Origin of the sequence: Aquimarina sp. BL5 (assembly GCF_003443675.1) — a bacterium.
GTDB lineage: Bacteria > Bacteroidota > Bacteroidia > Flavobacteriales > Flavobacteriaceae > Aquimarina.
Map to the genome: position 1 here is coordinate 4,562,501 of NZ_CP031963.1, position 19,045 is coordinate 4,581,545.

The window sequence follows — 19,045 nt, forward strand, 5'->3', positions numbered from 1 at the left end:
GAGTTTTTAAACTTAATACTGACTACTTAGGACTTAATACTAATAACAGCTTAAGGTGGTTATAGCATCGGGGCTCACCTCTTACCATTCCGAACAGAGAAGTTAAGCCCGTTAGCGCCAATGGTACTACAATCGTGGGAGAGTAGGTCGCCGCCTTCCTTGAAACCCTTCATTATAACAATGAAGGGTTTTTTTATACCCAAAAAACAAAGGTGAAATCCCGAAAATAACAACCGTCTTCTATAGATGTTATGCATACCTTGGATCTTGAATATAATCTTGTTTAACAATCTTTATGATTTCAATACTTAAAAATTAATGTCAACTCTAGTTGATGTTGACTAAGAATATATACTTAAACGTAATAGCTATTAAATAGTAGTAATAAACTTATGTTCTTCTAGATAGAGGTTCATCTTTATGCAGAAGCTATAGAGTTAAGGTGTTTCGGAATATGATATGAGTAAAATTAAAATCCCCAAACCGTAATAACGATTTGGGGATTTTAAATAGAGATGATTGTACTAATTAGTCTCTAAGAATAGCTCTAGAAATTACAATTTTCTGTATTTCGCTAGTACCTTCATATATCTGAGTAATTTTAGCATCTCTCATTAAACGTTCTACGTGATATTCTTTTACAAAGCCATTACCACCGTGAACTTGCACTGCTTCAATTGTTACATCCATTGCAGCTTGAGAAGCAACCAATTTCGCCATTGCTCCGGATAAATCATAATTTTCATGATTGTCTTTATCCATAGCAGCTTTGTAAACTAACATCCTTGCAGCTTCAATTTGTACGTGCATATCTGCAAGTTTAAATGCAATTGCCTGATGATTCATAATTTCCGTACCAAATGCTTTACGAACTTTAGAATATTCCTTAGCTAGTTCGTATGCTCCCTGAGCAATACCTAATGCTTGTGCAGCAATACCGATACGTCCACCAGCTAATGTTTTCATAGCAAATTTGAATCCGAATCCATCTTCTCCAATTCTATTTTCTTTTGGAACTTTTACATCATTAAAAATAAGAGAGTGTGTATCACTACCTCTAATTCCTAATTTGTCTTCCTTAGGACCAATCTCAAAACCTTCCCATCCTTTTTCTACGATGAAAGCGTTGATTCCCTTATGCTTCTTTTCCTTGTCTGTTTGAGCAATAACTAAATAATAATCAGAAGTTCCACCATTGGTAATCCAGTTTTTGGTTCCATTAAGAATATAGTGATCACCTTTGTCTATTGCTGTTGTTCTTTGTGAAGTAGCATCACTTCCAGCCTCAGGTTCTGATAAACAAAATGCTCCGATCGACTCTCCTGTCGTTAACTTATTTAAGTATTTTTCTTTTTGTTCTGGAGTTCCATAAGTGTCGAGGCCCCAACATACCAAAGAATTATTTACAGATACAATTACAGAACAAGAAGCATCTATTTTAGATAATTCTTCCATAACTAATACGTAAGAAAGAGTATCCATGCCGCCACCACCGTATTCTGGAGATGCCATCATTCCTAAAAATCCAAGCTCACCCATTTTTTTGACTTGCTCGGCAGGAAATTCTTGTTTATTATCTCTTTCGATTACTCCAGGTAATAACTCTGCTTTTGCAAAATCACGAGCAGCATCGCGTATCATTAATTGTTCTTCGGATAGTTTAAAGTCCATATTTGATCCTAATTTACTGTGCGTGCATAACACGCGAATTCAACTTTTTGATAAAAATAAGTCGAGATAAACTCGATATTTTTATTAATTCTACAAATATAAGTTATAATAGGATAGTTTTTGTGTTTTTTTCATTTTTTGATATACTCTTTTGTAAGACTAGCAATATTTGGTTTCTTGAATTTTATTTGACCTAATTTTTGACATACATTATCAACTTAAAAAATGGAAATAATTTTTGAATTATTATTTTTTTAATTTAAGCTTTCGCCCTGTTAAGTTTTTTATATTTGTGAAGTTCCTTATTGGACATTATTTTCAATTTATTAAAGAACATTTTTTATGAGGCAGCACTAACTCCGTAATGGAGGTGTATTTAATTAGAAATTTGGATAAAGATCTGTCTTATGGTAAAAGTATGTGTATAAATTGAAGTTTTAAAAAATGAAAGAATTATTAAAGAAATACGAAAATAAAGCCCCGGAAATAGTTTTTAACTGGAGAGATTCTGAAACTGAAGCAGAAGGCTGGACGGTTATTAATTCATTAAGAGGAGGAGCTGCTGGAGGTGGAACAAGAATGCGTTTAGGGTTGGATATAAATGAAGTTCTTTCTTTAGCAAAAACTATGGAAGTGAAGTTTACTGTCTCTGGACCAAATATAGGTGGCGCAAAATCAGGAATTAATTTTGATCCTAACGATCCAAGAAAAAAAGGAGTTTTAGAGAGGTGGTATAAAGCGGTTTCACCATTATTAAAGAGCTATTACGGAACGGGTGGAGATTTAAACGTTGATGAAATCCATGAAGTGATTCCGATAACAGAGAACTGTGGAGTTTGGCATCCTCAAGAAGGTGTTTTTAACGGTCATTTTCAGCCTACAGAAGCGGATAAGATAAATAGAATAGGACAGTTGCGTCAGGGAGTGATAAAAGTTTTAGAGAACACAACGTTTTCGCCTGACGTATCAAGAAAATATACAGTAGCCGATATGATTACTGGGTATGGGGTTGCTGAGGCGGTTAGACACTATTATGATATCTACGGTGGAACTGTGAAGGGTAAAAAGGCTATAGTTCAGGGGTTTGGTAATGTTGGATCTGCGGCAGCCTATTATCTCTCCGAAATGGGAGCAAAAGTTGTTGGTATTATTGACCACGCTGGAGGATTGATAAATGAAGAAGGTTTTTCTTTTGAAGAAATTAAAGAACTGTACCTTAATAAAAAAGGGAACAAGTTATATAGTGAAAATTTGACCCCGTTTGAAGAGATGAATGACAAAATTTGGTCGCTTCAGACAGAAGTATTTGCACCTTGTGCAGCATCAAGATTGATTACTAAAGATCAGATAACCCAAATGATAAGCTCGGGATTAGAAGTTATCTCTTGCGGAGCTAATGTTCCTTTTGCCGATAAGGAGATATTTTTCGGTTCTATTATGGAGTATACAGATGAGCAAGTGAGTTTGATTCCTGATTTTATTTCTAATTGTGGAATGGCTAGAGTATTTGCGTATTTCATGGAGCGTAGAGTATTGATGACTGACGAAGCAATTTTTAATGATACCTCACAAACCATTAAAGATGCAGTGCAGAGAATTTTTGATAAGAATATTTCTAAAACCAATATAAGTAGAACAGCGTTTGAACTAGCATTCAAACAGTTGGTATAATTGTAACACAAATAATAGCGTATACTATGTTAAAATATTTTCTGGGCAATAGTCCAAAATGGTTTAAAACAATAATGATAGGATTTCTCATTTTTAATGTGTTTTCTTATTTTGTATTAGGTCCTACCGTTACTGCATGGTTGTTTATAGGAGAGTTTATTTTTACACTTGCCATGGCATTAAAATGTTATCCTTTGCAATCTGGAGGTTTATTAGCGATAGAGATTTTAGCATTAAACCTTACCACACCCAAGAATGCGTACCACGAAGTGGATCAAAACCTAGAGGTAGTTCTTTTATTAGTGTTTATGGTAGCGGGTATCTACTTTATGAAACCTTTGCTAATGTATATTTTTAGTAAGGTTTTTACTAAGATAAAATCAAAGATGATATTATCCTTGCTCTTTGTTTTTCTTTCAGCCATACTTTCTGCTTTTCTGGATGCTTTAACTGTAACAGCTGTTTTAATAAGTGTTGCGGTAGGTTTTTATGGGGTATATCATAAAATTCATTCGATGCCGGCTTCAGATTTTGATCAGGATGGAACGCTTGATAGAAAAGATTTAAGTGGGGAGACTTTAGAACAGTTTAGGAGTTTCTTAAGGAGTTTAGTAATGCACGGTGTTGTAGGAACTGCATTAGGAGGGGTTTGTACGTTAGTTGGCGAGCCTCAAAACCTATTGATAGGAGAACGTATGGGATGGGATTTCATAGAGTTCTTTATTAAAATGGCGCCTATAACATTACCAGTTTTAGCAGCAGGATTATTAACAACGATAGTTTTAGAATTTACAGGTTGGTTTGGTTTTGGAGCAAAATTACCTGAAGTAGCAAGAAGAATAATAGAAAATTATACCGATCAGGAGGATGCTAATCGATCGGATAAATCTAAATACGGATTAATTATACAGGCAATATCAGCGATATTATTAATTCTTGGTTTAGCATTACATATAGCTCCTGTAGGGTTTATAGGTTTGGCATTAATTATTGTGCAAACGGCTTTTATGGGAATTACAGAAGAACATCAATTAGGGAAAGCTTTTGAAGAAGCTTTGCCATTTACGGCTTTATTAGTGGTTTTCTTTGTAATAGTAGCTATGATTCATGATCAACATCTTTTTACACCGATCATTGATTGGGCGTTAACCCTGGACCCAAGTAAACAACCTTCTATGTTTTATGTGGCTAATGGACTATTATCTATGATTAGTGATAATGTATTTGTGGCAACAGTATATATTGGAGAAGTTAAACAAGCGTTTGATAATGGAGCAATAACAAGAGAACAGTTTGAGAAATTGGCAATAGCAATAAATACAGGTACAAATTTACCAAGTGTTGCAACACCTAATGGTCAAGCGGCGTTCTTATTTTTACTAACCTCTTCTTTGGCTCCGTTGATAGGATTGTCATATGGAAGAATGGTGAAAATGGCATTACCGTATACAATTATTCTTGGAGGGGTAGGTCTTTTAGGAATAATTTATGTACTATAACGACAATTGAGGATATACTTAACCTAAAGAAATAACGTTAGTATACTAACACTAAAATAACAGAAACATATATGACCCATTTATTAATGCTTGGTATGTTGGCCCAAAATACCAAAGAAATTGATCCGGAAGCAGAAGAGAAAACTTTATCAATTATTGATTTATTGCTCAGTGGTGGAGCCGCTGGAGTAACAATTATTGCAATCCTTTTTGTATTGTTATTTGTTGCGGTTTATATTTATTTTGAAAGAATTTTTGCTATAAAAGCTGCTTCGAAAATTGACGAAAGCTTTATGGATCAAATTAAAGATAATGTGACAAGTGGTAAAATTGAAGCGGCTAAAATCTTGTGTGCACAAACTAATAACCCTGTGTCTAGATTGACGGAAAAAGGAATTTCCAGAATAGGTAATCCTTTAGAGGATATTAATAAGGCAATAGAAAATGCAGGCCGATTAGAAGTGTATAAACTAGAAAAAAATGTAAGTATTCTTGCTACGGTAGCAGGTGCTGCACCAATGATTGGATTTTTAGGTACAGTAATTGGGATGATTTTAGCGTTCCATAATCTGGCATCAAGTTCGGGAAGTGCAGATATGGGAACTTTAGCAGAAGGTATTTATACAGCGATGACCACTACAGTTGCGGGACTTGTGGTAGGTATTATAGCGTATATAGGATATAATCATTTGGTAGTTAGAACAGATAAAGTAATACACCAGATGGAAGCTACGGCTGTAGATTTCCTTGACTTGTTAAACGAACCTGCTTAATATGAATTTAAGAGGAAGAAATAAAGTAAGTCCAGAATTTAGCATGTCTTCTATGACAGACATTGTGTTTTTGTTGTTGGTGTTTTTTTTATTGACATCACCGACGATAACTCCAGAAGCATTAGATTTGATATTGCCTAAGGCAAAGGGCAAAAGCTCTAACGTGCAGAATATATCGGTTAGTATTACCAATAAATTGCAATATTATGTGGATAATGAGCGTATAAGTCAAAGTAGATTAGAATCTACCTTGAAATCTAAATTATCGGGTCAAAATGAGCCTACTATTATTCTTAGAGCAGAAGAAGGAGTGCCTATAGAGAAAGCTGTAGGTGTAATGGATATAGCTAATAGAAATAGATTTAAAGTAATCCTGGCGGTAAAACCAGAATAATTAATGCTGAAGTTAGATACTAAACATAAAAAGAAATCTTTTGTAATCACGACAATATTGCACGTGGCTATTATTTTTCTATTGTTTTATTTGGGGTTAGGCGCTTTGGATCCTACTCCAGAAGGAGGTATTGCAGTTAATTTTGGAACTACACTTACTGGATCTGGAGATATACAACCTAAAGAAGCTATTAAGTCTTCACCAAAACAAACTACTCCAGAACCAACTCCAGTGACGCCAGAACCGGAACCAGAAACTCCAGAGATTACTGAAGAGGTAGTTACGCAAGATGTAGAAGATGCTCCGGTGGTAGAGGAAAAACCGAAAAAAGAACCTAAAAAAAAGGTCGAGAAGCCAAAAGAAAAACCAAAAGATAAACCTGAAGAGCAAAAACCGGTTGAGAAACCTATAGAAAAACCCGTAGAGAAAGTAGAAGAAAAGAAGCCGGATCCTAAGCCGGATAAATCAACTTTAGATATATTAGATAGTTTTTCCAATGGCCCAAAAAGCGATGGAAAAGCAAAAGGAGGAGAAGGTGATGACGGTAAACCAGGTGATAAAGGAAATCCAAACGGAAACCCTTATGCAACTAGTTATTATGGGCAACCAGGTCCTGGAGGAACAGGTGGAGTTGGTTATGGTCTTAATGGAAGAGGACGTCCTACTAATTCTAAGGTTGTACAGGAATGCAATGAAGCGGGTCGAGTAGTTGTTAAAATAGTAGTAAATAGAGATGGTAAAGTTATTCAGGCAATCCCAGGTGTTAAGGGAACTACCAATAGTGCAAAATGTCTTTTGGATCCTGCTAAAAAAACCGCCCTTACCTTTAGATGGAAAGCCGATCAGAAAGCTCCTGTTAAGCAAATCGGATTTGTAGAAGTAACTTTTGGATTAGGGGAATAATCACAAATAATTAAGACGGTAATTACACTTCTAAGAACTTTTCCTAAATAAGAATTAGTACCTTTAATTGATTTTAAACATTATAAAAGTAACTCCTTATATTTTTAAGATTTGGTTGCATTTTTTCAAGGTAAATAAATAGATAATTATCGACTATCAAGGAACTTTAGATTGGATGTTTGCACAGTTGCCAATGTATCAGCGTCAAGGTGCAAGTGCTTATAAAATTGATTTGACAAATACGGTTAAACTTGCTTCATATCTTGATAATCCTGAGTCTAGGTTTAAAAGTATTCATGTTGCAGGAACCAATGGTAAAGGATCTACTAGCCATATGCTTGCATCAATTTTACAAGAGTCAGGATATAAAGTAGGTTTATATACGTCTCCTCATCTTAAAGATTTTAGAGAACGAATCCGTATTAATGGAGAGATGATTAGTGAAGCATATGTTGTAAATTTTATTAGGTCTCACAAACAATATTTTGAAGTAAATCAACTTTCTTTTTTCGAGATGACTGTAGGATTGGCATTTCGATATTTCGCGGACTCACAAGTTGATGTAGTGCTAGTAGAAGTGGGCTTGGGGGGAAGATTAGATTCTACCAATATTATAACACCAGCAATATCAGTTATTACTAATATCGGATTAGACCATACACAATTTTTAGGAAATACATTGCCGGAGATAGCATCAGAAAAAGCCGGAATTATTAAAAAGAATGTTCCAGTGGTGATTGGGCGAACTACGGTTGAAACGAAGAAAGTTTTCAGAGATAAGGCGTTGTCACTTCAAAGTGATATTTTCTTTGCGTCGGATTATGTAGGAAATGTATTTGATACGGATCTAAAGGGAGATTATCAAAAGGAGAATGTAAAAACGGTATTGCAGACCATTTCCGTTTTACAAGATCGAGGTTGGGATATTCGCGAGCAAGATGTTCGTAATGGTCTTAGTAAGGTGGTAAATAATACAGGTTTGCTAGGGAGATGGCAAATTTTGCAAGATAGCCCTAAAGTGATATGTGATACAGCACATAATGAGGATGGTTTACAATTGGTTATGGAGCAATTGTCAAGTGAGAGCTATGATAAGCTTCATATTGTTCTAGGAGTTGTTAATGATAAAGATTTGAAAGGTATATTACCTTTATTTCCGATTCATGCGACATACTATTTTGCTAAACCCGAAATAGTAAGAGGGTTGGATGAAGAAATATTAAAAAAAGAAGCATTAAAATTTAATTTAAAAGGAGAAAGCTATACTTCGGTAAAATCAGCTTACAAGACTGCTTTACAGCTAGCTAGCGAGGATGATTTAGTATATGTAGGCGGTAGCACATTTGTAGTGGCAGAAATAATTTAATTTTTCTTTAAAAAACTTTTGGTAGACTGTAAAACTGTCTTATATTTGCATCCGCAATCAGGAATAAGGGTTGTGAAAAACATAGAGGGCAATTAGCTCAGTTGGTTCAGAGCACCTCGTTTACACCGAGGGGGTCGGGGGTTCGAATCCCTCATTGCCCACTTAAATAAAAAAAACCATTCATTCATTTGAGTGGTTTTTTTGTGTTTATATGATAGTGATTTAATAAGTTGATTGATAAAAAGAGCAATTTTCAGTAAGAATGCTATTGATATTTTTTGAAGAAAAAATTAAGAGTAATAGAAATGAAAACTTATAAGTTATAGTATGAACTTTAGGTAATAACAATTATTTTTGAAAGTTGAAAAATAAATTATTTTATATAAAATGGACAAACTAGGGCTTACAAAAGAAAATTGGGATCAATTCGTGACTTGGGTTTGGGACTTTTTGCCAGGCTTAATTTCTGCGATAATCATATTCTTTGTAGGGATATGGATTATTAATATTTTTAGTAGAGGACTTCGTAAATTCTTTCAAAAGAAGGATTATGATGAAACATTAGAGAGATTTTTATATGATCTAATAAATATAGGTCTTAAGATTTTACTGATTGTATTGGTTGTTACTCAATTAGGAGTTCAGACTTCTTCTCTTGTAGCGATATTAGGTGCGGCAGGATTGGCGATAGGATTGGCACTTCAGGGGTCTCTTTCTAACTTTGCGGGAGGTGTGTTAATTTTGTTTTTTAAACCTTTCAAGATCGGAGATTTTATAGAAGCTCAAGGTGTTTCTGGTACGGTAAAAGAAATTTCGATATTTACGACTAAGTTAAATACTTTTGGAAATCAGTTAGCCGTTATTCCGAATGGAAAAATATCTAATGGTAATATTATTAATTACTCATCAGAGGATAGAAGAAGAGGTAAAATCGAGATTGGAATTTCTTATGATAGTAATATCAAAGAAGCGAAAGAAATTATACTTGATTTAATCAATGGTCAGGAGAAGGTTATTAAAGATCCTGCTCCAGAAATATATGTTTCAGAATTAGGAGATAGTGCTGTAACGCTATCATTGCGTTTTTGGGCTCTTAATGAGGATTTTTGGGCAGTTCATTTTTATACATTAGAAGAAGCGAAAAAACGCCTAGAATCTAATGGTATTTCTATACCCTTTCCACAAAGCGATGTGCATCTTTATACTAAAGAATCCAAATGATAATAGTTTGAATTTTAGTTTTAGGTGAAATAGAACCTGTTTATGAATGCTTTAATTCCTAAATATTACATAAAAGCATCTAGTGTTTGATAGAAATCATTAGATTTATTCCATATCCACTACTAACATTTTTACGTAATGTCTAATTCTTTACTTTTTATTCCTGATATATCAGGTTATACACAGTTTGTACAGACTACAGAAGTGGCCCATAGTCAGCACGTAATAGCAGAGTTACTAGAGATTTTGATTAAAGCGAATACTCAAAAATTGAGATTGGCAGAAGTGGAAGGAGATGCATTGTTTTTTTATAAAGATGGAGAGGTTCCTTCTCAGGAAAAATTGTTGGCGCAAATAGAGACCATGTTTACGGCTTTTTATAGCCATCTTAAGTTATTGGAGAAGAATCGTGTTTGTCCTTGTAATGCGTGTGCGACAGCTCCTAATCTTCAACTGAAGATAATAGCGCATTGTGGAGAATTACAATTCATTACGGTTCAGAACAAAAGCAAGCCATTTGGACAGGTGGTTATAGAGGCGCATAGGTTGCTTAAGAATTCAATTTCTAGTAATAATTATGTATTACTAAGTGAGGACTTGTCTAATGTGATAGGTATTCCGTATCATTATAAAAGTCAGTTATTTGATTTTTCTACGAATGGAGATGTCTATGATGGGAAAAACATAAGGTATTCGTTCTCCGAAATGGATAAGAAAAAGTTGAAACTTACTTCTTATGAAACTCCTTATGAAGTTCAGTTTACAGGTTCTCCTGGATTGGTGATAGAAAAGGATTATAAGGTTCCTGCACAAGAATTGTTAGAGTATATTACAAATTACAGTTATCGACATCACTGGGTTAAAGGAGTTGATGAATTTGAGTATAATCCGGAAGAGGTGACTAGGTTAGGAACCGAACATGTTTGTGTTATAGATGGTAAAAGATTGAATTTTACTACAGTGACTAAAACTGTTCAATCTGGTCATTTGGTATACGGAGAGTATACAACAGATATTCCGGTTATTGATTCTATACATCAATTTTATATAATTATTCCAACTTCAGAGAATTCCTGTAGTTTGATTATGGAATTGTATCCGCAAGCAAAATCAATTTTTAAAAAAATTATGCTGCATTTGGTTATGAAAAGAGCTTTTAGGAAGTCAATAAAAGTTTCTCTTAATAATCTTGAAAGCTATATAAATAGTAAGTAATAAAAACAGGTTAATTCTATTAAATTAAATCCAAAATACGTTCGAGTTTCATTCCTCTAGATCCTTTAATAAGAATGGCACCTTGATCCTGGATTTGTTCTAAAGATTCATTTTCTTTAAGATCTTCAAAGGACTTATATTTTCGAATACGTGTATCTTCTATTGTGGTGTTAAAAAAGTTTTCACCGATCAGGTAAATAGCATTACAGGATGTTTGGATGAGTTGGTTTGCTATTCTTTGGTGTTCTTCTGGAGCAGTATGACCAAGTTCAAACATATCACCAAGGAATGCTGTTTTGTAGTTGTATGTTAGTTCCTGAAAATTGTTTATTGCAGCGCTCATACTCGACGGATTCGCATTATATGCATCCAGTATGATGGTAGACTTGTTTTTTTCTATAATCTGTGAACGGTTATTCGATGGGATGTAAGATTCTATGGCAACTTTGATCTGTTCTGGCTTTATTTTAAAATAGTGACCAATTGCTATCGCCGCTGCGATATTAGTGAAATTGTAAGAACCTATAAGGTGACTACTTATGACGTCGTCTTTGTAGTTTACACTTACCATTGGATTAACTGCTTGAAGTTTTACGTTTATATTACTATCCAGAGTTTGGGAGAATGTAAATGTATCAATTCCTTCTGACGCTTTAGAAAGTTTAGGATCCTCTGCGTTTAGGAAAATAAGATGGTCATGTTTCTTTAGGTATTGATAAAGCTCAGTTTTTCCTTGTAAAACGCCTTCTAAACTTCCGAATCCTTCTATATGTGCTTTTCCAATGTTTGTTATATAACCGAAATCCGGACAAGTAATATTACATAAGAATTCTATTTCTTTTATATGATTGGCTCCCATTTCTACAATTCCAATTTCAGTGCTTTTATTCATGGATAAAAGAGTAAGAGGAACACCTATGTGATTATTTAAGTTGCCTGCAGTTGCTGTTGTGTTATAAGTGGATGAGAGAACGCAATTGATTAATTCTTTTGTTGTTGTCTTACCATTACTTCCGGTAAGAGCTATTATAGGAATATCTAGATGTTTTCTATGGTATGTAGCTAAGTCTTGAAGTGTTTTTAGGACATCGTCAACCAGAATGTATTTTTCAGAAACCAAAAATTTTTCATCATCAATTATAGCATAAGAAGCACCATTTTCAATTGCTTGTTGCGCATACGTATTGCCGTTAAAGTTATCTCCTTTTAAGGCAAAAAAGAGATTGTCGCTCTTAATTTTTCTGGTGTCAGTACAAACTCCACTACTTTCTATGAATAATTTATGTATTCCAGCGGTATTCATTTATTATAATTGTATTAAAAAGCCCTGTACATAAATGTCAGGGCTTTGTATTTATTAACGAACAAATAAAATTTATTTTTTATCTAGGTGCTCTATGTTTAGGTGTCTTTTTATTTTTAGCCTTTTCACCTACACGAGACATCGCATTTCTAAATCCGATATAATCGGTAGACATATCCTGAGGGAAGAATCTTCTCTGCGCAGGATCTAACCAATATGCTCTATCTTTCCAAGAACCTCCTTTGTATACTCTCACTTCTTCACCGACAATCGTAGTTCTTTTACTAGATTCATCGTATCTTCTGTCTAGCTTCGTGCTATCTTCTGCGCTTGGCTCTACACTGTGAATAGGAGAGTTGTACATTCTTCTGTTAGGGATACTTTCATCCTGGAATCCTTCATAATATCTTGAAGAGCTTTTGTCACCATCTCTAAAGTTACGGTTGTCACTTTGAGTAAAGTTAGTTCTTAAGTATGTTTCATTTTCATCAACAGGAGTTTGTAATATACCTCCTGGTAATACTCTTGCTACAATCTTGCCATTACTTAAAGTATCATAAATAATAGAATCGGTCGTTACGATCTTTACAGTTCCATCAGGGTTAATTGCATTTTTAGTATATACATTACCTCTATAGTAATTGAAGTCATTATACTCGTCATCTACAATTGGTCTGTATACATCTGCTACCCATTCTGCAACATTACCGGCCATATCATATAGACCATAGTCATTAGGGTCATAAGATGCTACTGGAGCCGTAATATCAGCGCCATCATCACTCCATCCAGCAATACCACCGTAGTCACCATCGCCTTGCTTAAAGTTAGCTAATTGATCTCCACGTGTTCTTCTTTTTCCTGAACGAGTATATTGTCCATCCCAAGGATATTTTTTTCTACCTCTGTAGATGTTATAGCTTCTTAATTCTACTAATCCTAAAGCAGCATATTCCCATTCTGCTTCGGTTGGTAGTCTGTATTTTGGTAAAAGTAATCCATCCTTACGTTGGATATATAATCCTGTAGAATCATTTCTTTTTTCGTAATTCTCTGATTCTTTACCTCCTCTGGTTGCTTCGTCATTACCTCCATAAGTCTGTGAAGGTGCATTTAAATATGTATCAGTATTAAAAGTACTTTCTGCCGAAACATCTTCAAAAGGAGCATTTTTCTTTATAACTCTTTCTTCTTCCAGAATTCTTTCGTTCACACGATCCGTTCTCCATTTACTAAATTCTACAGCCTGAATCCAGTTAACACCAACTACAGGATAGTTAGCATAAGCTGGGTGACGTAGATAGTTGTTGGTCATCATTTCGTTGAAACCTAAACGATTTCTCCAAACCAATGTATCAGGAAGAGCTCCGTGATATATGTTTTTATATTTTGGTTCAGTAGGAGGGTATACTCCTTTTAGCCAATCAAGATATTCCAGGTACATCACATTAGTGACTTCAGTTTCGTCCATATAGAAAGACTGAACGTGCTGCTGAGTTGGAGTATTATTCCAGTCATGCATTACATCGTCCTGTACTCGTCCCATGGTGAAGGTTCCTCCCTCAACAAAAACTAGACCCGGTCCTGTCTCTTGTTCTTTGTAATTAGTGTTTACTTGGAATCCACCATCTTTGGAGTTGTATTTCCATCCGGTGGCTCTAGAACTGTTGCCGTAATCAGTCTTGTTACAACTAAACAGTAAGGTACTAATGGTAAGAACCATTAGCGACTTAAAAACTAACGCGTTTTTCATAATTTTAAGTTCGTTAAAGTAGAAATTAGGGCTCGCAATATAATAATTAACGTTAAATTTACCCTAATATTTTTAAAATAATATCAAATCGTGTGAAATTTATCTTTTTACGATTGACTTTGGTTTAACGCAATATTTCTATGTTTATTATTATTTTTGAATAAAAACCATAATTTACGGAACACTAAAACTGTGTTAAACCCGTTATACGCTATGATGAAGAAAATTACAATTTTATATGCACTACTGATTTCTGCTCTCATTTCTGCTCAGCAAACGGTACATGTTGATATTGACTGGAAGGATGTCGAAATTAGTACATCAAGTGATGTTTCGTTTACTATTCCAGGATTTGATGAGGAAAACTTTGAATATCGGGATGATATTGGAGTGCGATTCACAACAAAATGGAAAGAATCGGGAGAAATTAATTCAGGAACTGCTAGATTAGATAATATAGTCTACAAGAATATTTCGAAAGCAGAACTAAAGGATTTAGATGTGAATTTAATTCCAAAAGAACTTATCTACAAAATACGCTCTATTAATACCAGAAACAAGAAAGCTGGTTTTGGAAGTTTGTCGCCGATTATAAGAAATGGCAATACTTTTAAAAAAATAGTGTCATTTGATATTGTTTATCAAACAGGTGCTCGTAAAACAAATGCTAAGAGGTTTCCTATAAGCAACTCGGTGTTAGCTTCGGGAGATTGGTTTCGTTTTTATGTAAATAAGACCGGAATTTTTAGAATAACACCAGGGTTTTTAAGTAGTTTAGGAATGGATGTATCTTCTGTAGATCCAAATACTATAAAGATTTACGGTAATGGAGGGCAAATGTTGCCCCTTACTAATCAAGAAAATACAGAGTTTGATTTAAGAGAAAACGCAATTCAAGTTGTAGGAGGGGAAGATGGTAATTTTTCAGGAAATGATTATATTCTTTTTTATGGAGAAGATACTACAGGATATAGTGAAGAAAATCTAACGAATATTAATCTTTACGCTGATAAATCGTATTATTATGTGACTGCTGGGGGTACAAATGGAAGAAGAGTATCTAATTATACGGAGCCTGCAGGAGCTGCGGATACTCAGATAAATTCATTTACAGATTATAAATTTTATGAAGTAGATGAGTATAATATCGCCAAAATAGGAAGGCGTTGGTTTGGAGATCGTTTTGATATAGAGAGTAGTAGAAATTATAATTTTGATTTTCCTAATTTAATTACATCAGAACCGATTGAATTAAGGGTGCTCGCTGCGGCCACTTCGACTTCTGCGTCAAGTTTAAGAATTAATGTGAATGGAGGGCAGGTTGGTTCTTTGAATTTTTCTCAAATTTCTGGATCATCATTGGTTTCTCCTAGAGAGACTATTCAGAACGTTTCTTCTAGTTCTGATCAGGTAGCAGTTAATTTGAATTATAACAATAATGGAAACCCTTCTGCAATAGGTTATCTTGATTTTATAAGTCTAAAGGCAGAAAGAGCTCTAATAGGTGTGAATTCTCAAATGCAATTTTCTTATGAAGAAGCTGCCACATTAACCGGTATTGGGCAATATAATATCTCAAATAGTGGTGATGTGTCTCAAGTATGGGATGTGACGAATCCACAAGCTATAGCTAGTATTGCTAATAACAATGCATCATCTACTTTCAGTTTTAAAGCTACTTTGGGAGAGTCTCGTCAATATGTTGCTCTTGTGTCTACAGATTATTTCGATCCGTTAGTGGATCAAACAGCAAGGGTAGATAATCAGGATATTAAAGGAACCATTTTTTTAAATAATCAAGGGCAGTTTGAAGATATCGACTATTTAATTATCGCTAATAATTCATTGGTACAATCTGCAAATAGACTTGCAGATCACCATAGAACTTTGAATAATTATAATGTTAAAGTAGTAACCCTGGATCAAATCTATCATGAATTTGGAAGTGGTAAACAAGATATAGTTGCTATTAGAAACTTAGTTAGATATGTATATGAGAATGCATCAAGCCCTAATGAGCAGTTAAAATATGTATGTCTTTTTGGAGATGGTTCAGTTGATTATAAGCGTTTATTATTAAAGGAAAATTGTTCTGATAGTAATATTGTACCTACTTTTCAGAGTTTAAATAGTTTTTCTTTAGTTAGTTCGTTTGCCACTGACGATTTCTTTGGTTCTATGGATCCAGCTGAAGGGCAAATGGGAGCGGCTGATCAGTTAGATATCGCCGTGGGAAGAATATTAGCCGATACTCCTCAGTTAGCCGATACTATGGTTACTAAAATTATAGATTATTCCGGAGAGCAATCTTTTGGTAGATGGAGAAACTCTGTTTTGTTAATAGCTGATGATGTCGATGAAGATTGGGAGGAGCAGATTCAAAGAATTCTGGATGAATTAGGTGATGAATTAGTGGAGAGAAAACCATATCTTAATTTAACCAAAATATATGCAGATGCTTTTGAACAAGAATCTTCTGCATCTGGAAGTAGATATCCAAAGGTAAATGAAGCGATTTCTAGCGCTATTGAGACAGGAGCTGTGGTTGTTGATTATTTTGGACATGGAGGTGAAGATGGTTTAGCAAAAGAATTTATTTATAATAAGTCAGATGTTACTGCGCTGGCAAATACTAATAAACTTCCGGTTTTTATAACTGTTACTTGTGAGTTTGCAAAATTTGACAATCCATGTAGGGAAACTGCGGGAGAACTGATGTTTAAAAACCCACAGGGAGGTGCTATATCGCTTATTAGTACCACTAGAGATGTGTTTGTAGGTGATGGGATATTAGTAAATAATAGATTATCTGAGTTTTTATTTCCAGATAACACCGAGTTTCCAACAGTTGCAGAAGCTGTTAGGTTAATGAAGAATTCGCTGTCTGGGACTAGAAAAAGAGTGGTTTTCTTCTTTGGAGATCCAGCTATGAAAATGGCCATTCCTAAACCTAATATTCGTTTAACTAGTATCAATGATACACCCATAACGGAAGCTGTTGATACACTTAAAGCTTTAAGTAGAATTAAAATTTCAGGAGAAGTAGTTAGTGAATCAGGCACTTTTTTATCCGATTATAATGGCGTTTTATCAGCGACTATTTATGATAAGGAAATCGATAGGAAGACGCTTGCTAATGATGGGACTTTTGATTCAGGAGAACTTGTAGTATTGGATTTTAAAACCTTAGGAGTAATTATTTTTAGAGGAAAAGCATCAGTAACGAATGGTATTTTTAATTTCGAATTTATTGTGCCAAGGGATATTGGTATTCCTGTTGATACAGGAAGAATAAGTTTTTATTCTGCAAGAAATGGTGTGTTAGAAAATCAAACAGGTGCTGATCAGACAATTCTTGTTGGTGGATTAAATGAAAATGCACCAGAGGATAATGTGGGGCCACAAATCCAATTATTTATGAATGACGAGAGTTTTGTTTCAGGGGGTGTTACGAATGATTCTCCAATATTAATTGCAAAACTTGAAGATGAAAATGGTATCAATACAGCTAGTGGTATAGGTCACGATATTTCTGCAATACTTGATGGAGACGAGTCTAATCCGTTTATTCTTAACGACTTTTACGAGACGGAGGTCGATGACTTCACGAAGGGACTTGTTAATTTTAAATTTAAGGATTTAGAGCCAGGTTTACATACACTTACATTTAAAGGTTGGGATGTTTATAATAATTCTTCTACTCAGGAAATTCAATTTGTAGTAGCAGAAGCTAGTGGTTTTGCATTGAATAATGTATTAAATTATCCAAATCCATTCGTAAGTCATACTGAGTTTTGGTTTGAGCATTCTGGTGCAATCAGTGATGTTTTAGAGGTTCAAGTTCAGGTGTTTACGGTATCGGGAAAGGTGGTTTGGACAAATAATCAAACACTGTCAGGAAAAACAAGTTATAGAGAGGATATTCAATGGAATGGGCGAGATGATTTTGGGGATAAATTGGGAAAAGGCGTTTATGTGTATAAGATATCTGTAAAATCAACGTTAACAAATCAGCGGGTTGAGAAATTTGAAAAACTCGTTATACTATAAATTACTAAATAACTATATATTTGTCAAAATCAATTTTCACATGAAGAAGATCTTTATAATCAGCTTGGCGTTCGTTTCGCTTTTGAATTTTCGAATGAATGCACAAGATGAAAGAAGTCAAACGGCAATAACAACAGCCGTTCCATTTTTACTAATTGCAGCAGATGCTAGAGCTGCAGGTTTAGCTGATCAAGGGGTTGCAACAACTCCGGATGCATTTTCACAACAATGGAATCCATCTAAATATGCTTTTATATCCAAACAACAGGGAGTTGGTGTAAATTATACTCCTTATTTGAGTAGTCTAGTAAACGATATAGGATTGGGAAACCTTACGTATTACAATAGATTTAATGAGCGTAGTGCTTTTGCAGCTAGTTTTAAATACTTTAGTCTTGGGGAAATAGAGTTTAGACAGAACGCTAATGATTTAGGGTTGATCCAAAAACCAAACGAATTAACCTTTGATGTATCTTATGTGACGCAGTTGAGTCCTACTTTTTCTATGGGGGTTACTGGGCGTTACTTGAGATCTGATCTAAAATTAGATCAAGTATCCGAAGCAGAAGCGGCTAATGGTTTCGGAGTAGATGTTTCTGCATATTATCAAAGTGAAGAAATTGCCTACAACTCTTTTAATGGTAGGTGGAGAGCAGGATTAACTATATCTAATATTGGTCCTAAGCTAAAATATGATGATGCAGGGCAAGAAGATTTTATTCCTACTACTTTCAGATTAGGAGCAGGTTTTGATTTCCTTTTAGATGAGTATAACAGAATTACACCATCTATAGAGTTCGCAAAATTATTAGTACCAAGTCCTCAGGATTTTGATGGCGATGGCGATATAGATGCTTCAGATAATGCAGAGTATCAAGAAATAAGTTCATTTGGAGCAATCTTCTCATCTTGGGGTGATGCAGATGGAGGTTTTAGCGAAGAGTTACAAGAATTTACCTGGTCATTAGGTGCAGAATATATGTATCGTGATGTATTCGCTTTTAGAGCAGGTTATTTTAATGAAGCAGAGGAAAAAGGAGCGCGTAAATTTGTATCTATGGGTGCTGGTTTTAAATATACTATCGTTAACATAGATATTTCTTATTTATTCTCTACTTCTGCAGTAAGAAGTCCACTAGAAGGAACACTTCGTTTTGGTCTCTCATTTAATTTTGGAGAGGATTACTACGATAGATAGACGAACATATCTAAACAATAATAAAAAG

The 19,045-nt window shown here is 34.6% G+C and carries 13 protein-coding genes, 1 tRNA gene and 1 rRNA gene; 12 read left to right on the forward strand and 3 right to left on the reverse strand.

Annotation, left to right across the window (positions count from 1 at the left end; translation table 11 throughout):
- Positions 1 to 51: 51 nt before the first annotated feature.
- Positions 52 to 159 (forward strand): 5S ribosomal RNA (gene rrf, locus D1818_RS18925).
- A 369-nt stretch (positions 160 to 528) separates the two neighbouring features.
- Here rrf and D1818_RS18930 read toward each other — a convergent pair.
- Positions 529 to 1,671 (reverse strand): acyl-CoA dehydrogenase, encoded by a 1,143-nt coding sequence (locus tag D1818_RS18930; RefSeq protein WP_118460724.1) that lies wholly within the window; start codon positions 1,669 to 1,671, stop codon positions 529 to 531.
- A 444-nt stretch (positions 1,672 to 2,115) separates the two neighbouring features.
- Here D1818_RS18930 and D1818_RS18935 point away from each other — a divergent pair, with 444 nt between their 5' ends.
- The 9 genes from D1818_RS18935 to D1818_RS18975 all read left to right on the forward strand — a co-directional run bounded on the left by D1818_RS18935 (position 2,116) and on the right by D1818_RS18975 (position 10,713).
- Positions 2,116 to 3,342: a Glu/Leu/Phe/Val dehydrogenase dimerization domain-containing protein gene (locus D1818_RS18935; RefSeq protein WP_118460726.1), complete on the forward strand. Its 1,227-nt coding sequence runs from the start codon at positions 2,116 to 2,118 to the stop codon at positions 3,340 to 3,342.
- 26 nt (positions 3,343 to 3,368) lie between these two features.
- A complete protein-coding gene (gene nhaB, locus D1818_RS18940) occupies positions 3,369 to 4,841 on the forward strand; it encodes a sodium/proton antiporter NhaB (protein WP_118460728.1) in 1,473 nt (490 codons plus the stop codon).
- Between the two features lie 86 nt (positions 4,842 to 4,927).
- Positions 4,928 to 5,614 carry a MotA/TolQ/ExbB proton channel family protein gene (locus D1818_RS18945; protein WP_118460730.1) on the forward strand — a complete coding sequence of 229 codons (687 nt, stop codon included), beginning with the start codon at positions 4,928 to 4,930 and terminating at the stop codon, positions 5,612 to 5,614.
- A gap of 1 nt (position 5,615) precedes the next feature.
- Positions 5,616 to 6,008: a biopolymer transporter ExbD gene (locus D1818_RS18950; RefSeq protein ID WP_118460732.1), complete on the forward strand. Its 393-nt coding sequence runs from the start codon at positions 5,616 to 5,618 to the stop codon at positions 6,006 to 6,008.
- A gap of 3 nt (positions 6,009 to 6,011) precedes the next feature.
- On the forward strand, positions 6,012 to 6,911 hold the full coding sequence (locus D1818_RS18955) for an energy transducer TonB (RefSeq protein WP_118460735.1): 900 nt from the start codon (positions 6,012 to 6,014) through the stop codon (positions 6,909 to 6,911).
- Between the two features lie 148 nt (positions 6,912 to 7,059).
- Entirely contained in the window at positions 7,060 to 8,277 is a 1,218-nt protein-coding gene (locus tag D1818_RS18960) for a folylpolyglutamate synthase/dihydrofolate synthase family protein (RefSeq protein WP_118460737.1), read from the forward strand.
- An 86-nt stretch (positions 8,278 to 8,363) separates the two neighbouring features.
- Positions 8,364 to 8,438, forward strand: a tRNA-Val gene (locus D1818_RS18965).
- Between the two features lie 226 nt (positions 8,439 to 8,664).
- Positions 8,665 to 9,498 (forward strand): mechanosensitive ion channel family protein, encoded by an 834-nt coding sequence (locus D1818_RS18970; protein WP_118460739.1) that lies wholly within the window; start codon positions 8,665 to 8,667, stop codon positions 9,496 to 9,498.
- A 138-nt stretch (positions 9,499 to 9,636) separates the two neighbouring features.
- Positions 9,637 to 10,713: a DUF2652 domain-containing protein gene (locus D1818_RS18975; protein ID WP_118460741.1), complete on the forward strand. Its 1,077-nt coding sequence runs from the start codon at positions 9,637 to 9,639 to the stop codon at positions 10,711 to 10,713.
- Positions 10,714 to 10,732: 19 nt separating this feature from the next.
- Here the strand turns inward: D1818_RS18975 and murF are convergent, their stop codons facing one another.
- Both murF and gldJ read right to left on the reverse strand, forming a co-directional pair.
- Positions 10,733 to 12,016, reverse strand: a complete 1,284-nt coding sequence (gene murF, locus D1818_RS18980; RefSeq protein WP_118460743.1) for a UDP-N-acetylmuramoyl-tripeptide--D-alanyl-D-alanine ligase — start codon at positions 12,014 to 12,016, stop codon at positions 10,733 to 10,735.
- 79 nt (positions 12,017 to 12,095) lie between these two features.
- On the reverse strand, positions 12,096 to 13,769 hold the full coding sequence (gene gldJ / locus D1818_RS18985) for a gliding motility lipoprotein GldJ (protein WP_118460745.1): 1,674 nt from the start codon (positions 13,767 to 13,769) through the stop codon (positions 12,096 to 12,098).
- A gap of 213 nt (positions 13,770 to 13,982) precedes the next feature.
- Here gldJ and porU point away from each other — a divergent pair, with 213 nt between their 5' ends.
- Positions 13,983 to 17,819: a type IX secretion system sortase PorU gene (gene porU, locus D1818_RS18990; RefSeq protein ID WP_233558524.1), complete on the forward strand. Its 3,837-nt coding sequence runs from the start codon at positions 13,983 to 13,985 to the stop codon at positions 17,817 to 17,819.
- Positions 17,820 to 17,859: 40 nt separating this feature from the next.
- A complete protein-coding gene (gene porV / locus D1818_RS18995) occupies positions 17,860 to 19,017 on the forward strand; it encodes a type IX secretion system outer membrane channel protein PorV (protein WP_118460749.1) in 1,158 nt (385 codons plus the stop codon).
- Positions 19,018 to 19,045: the final 28 nt, after the last annotated feature.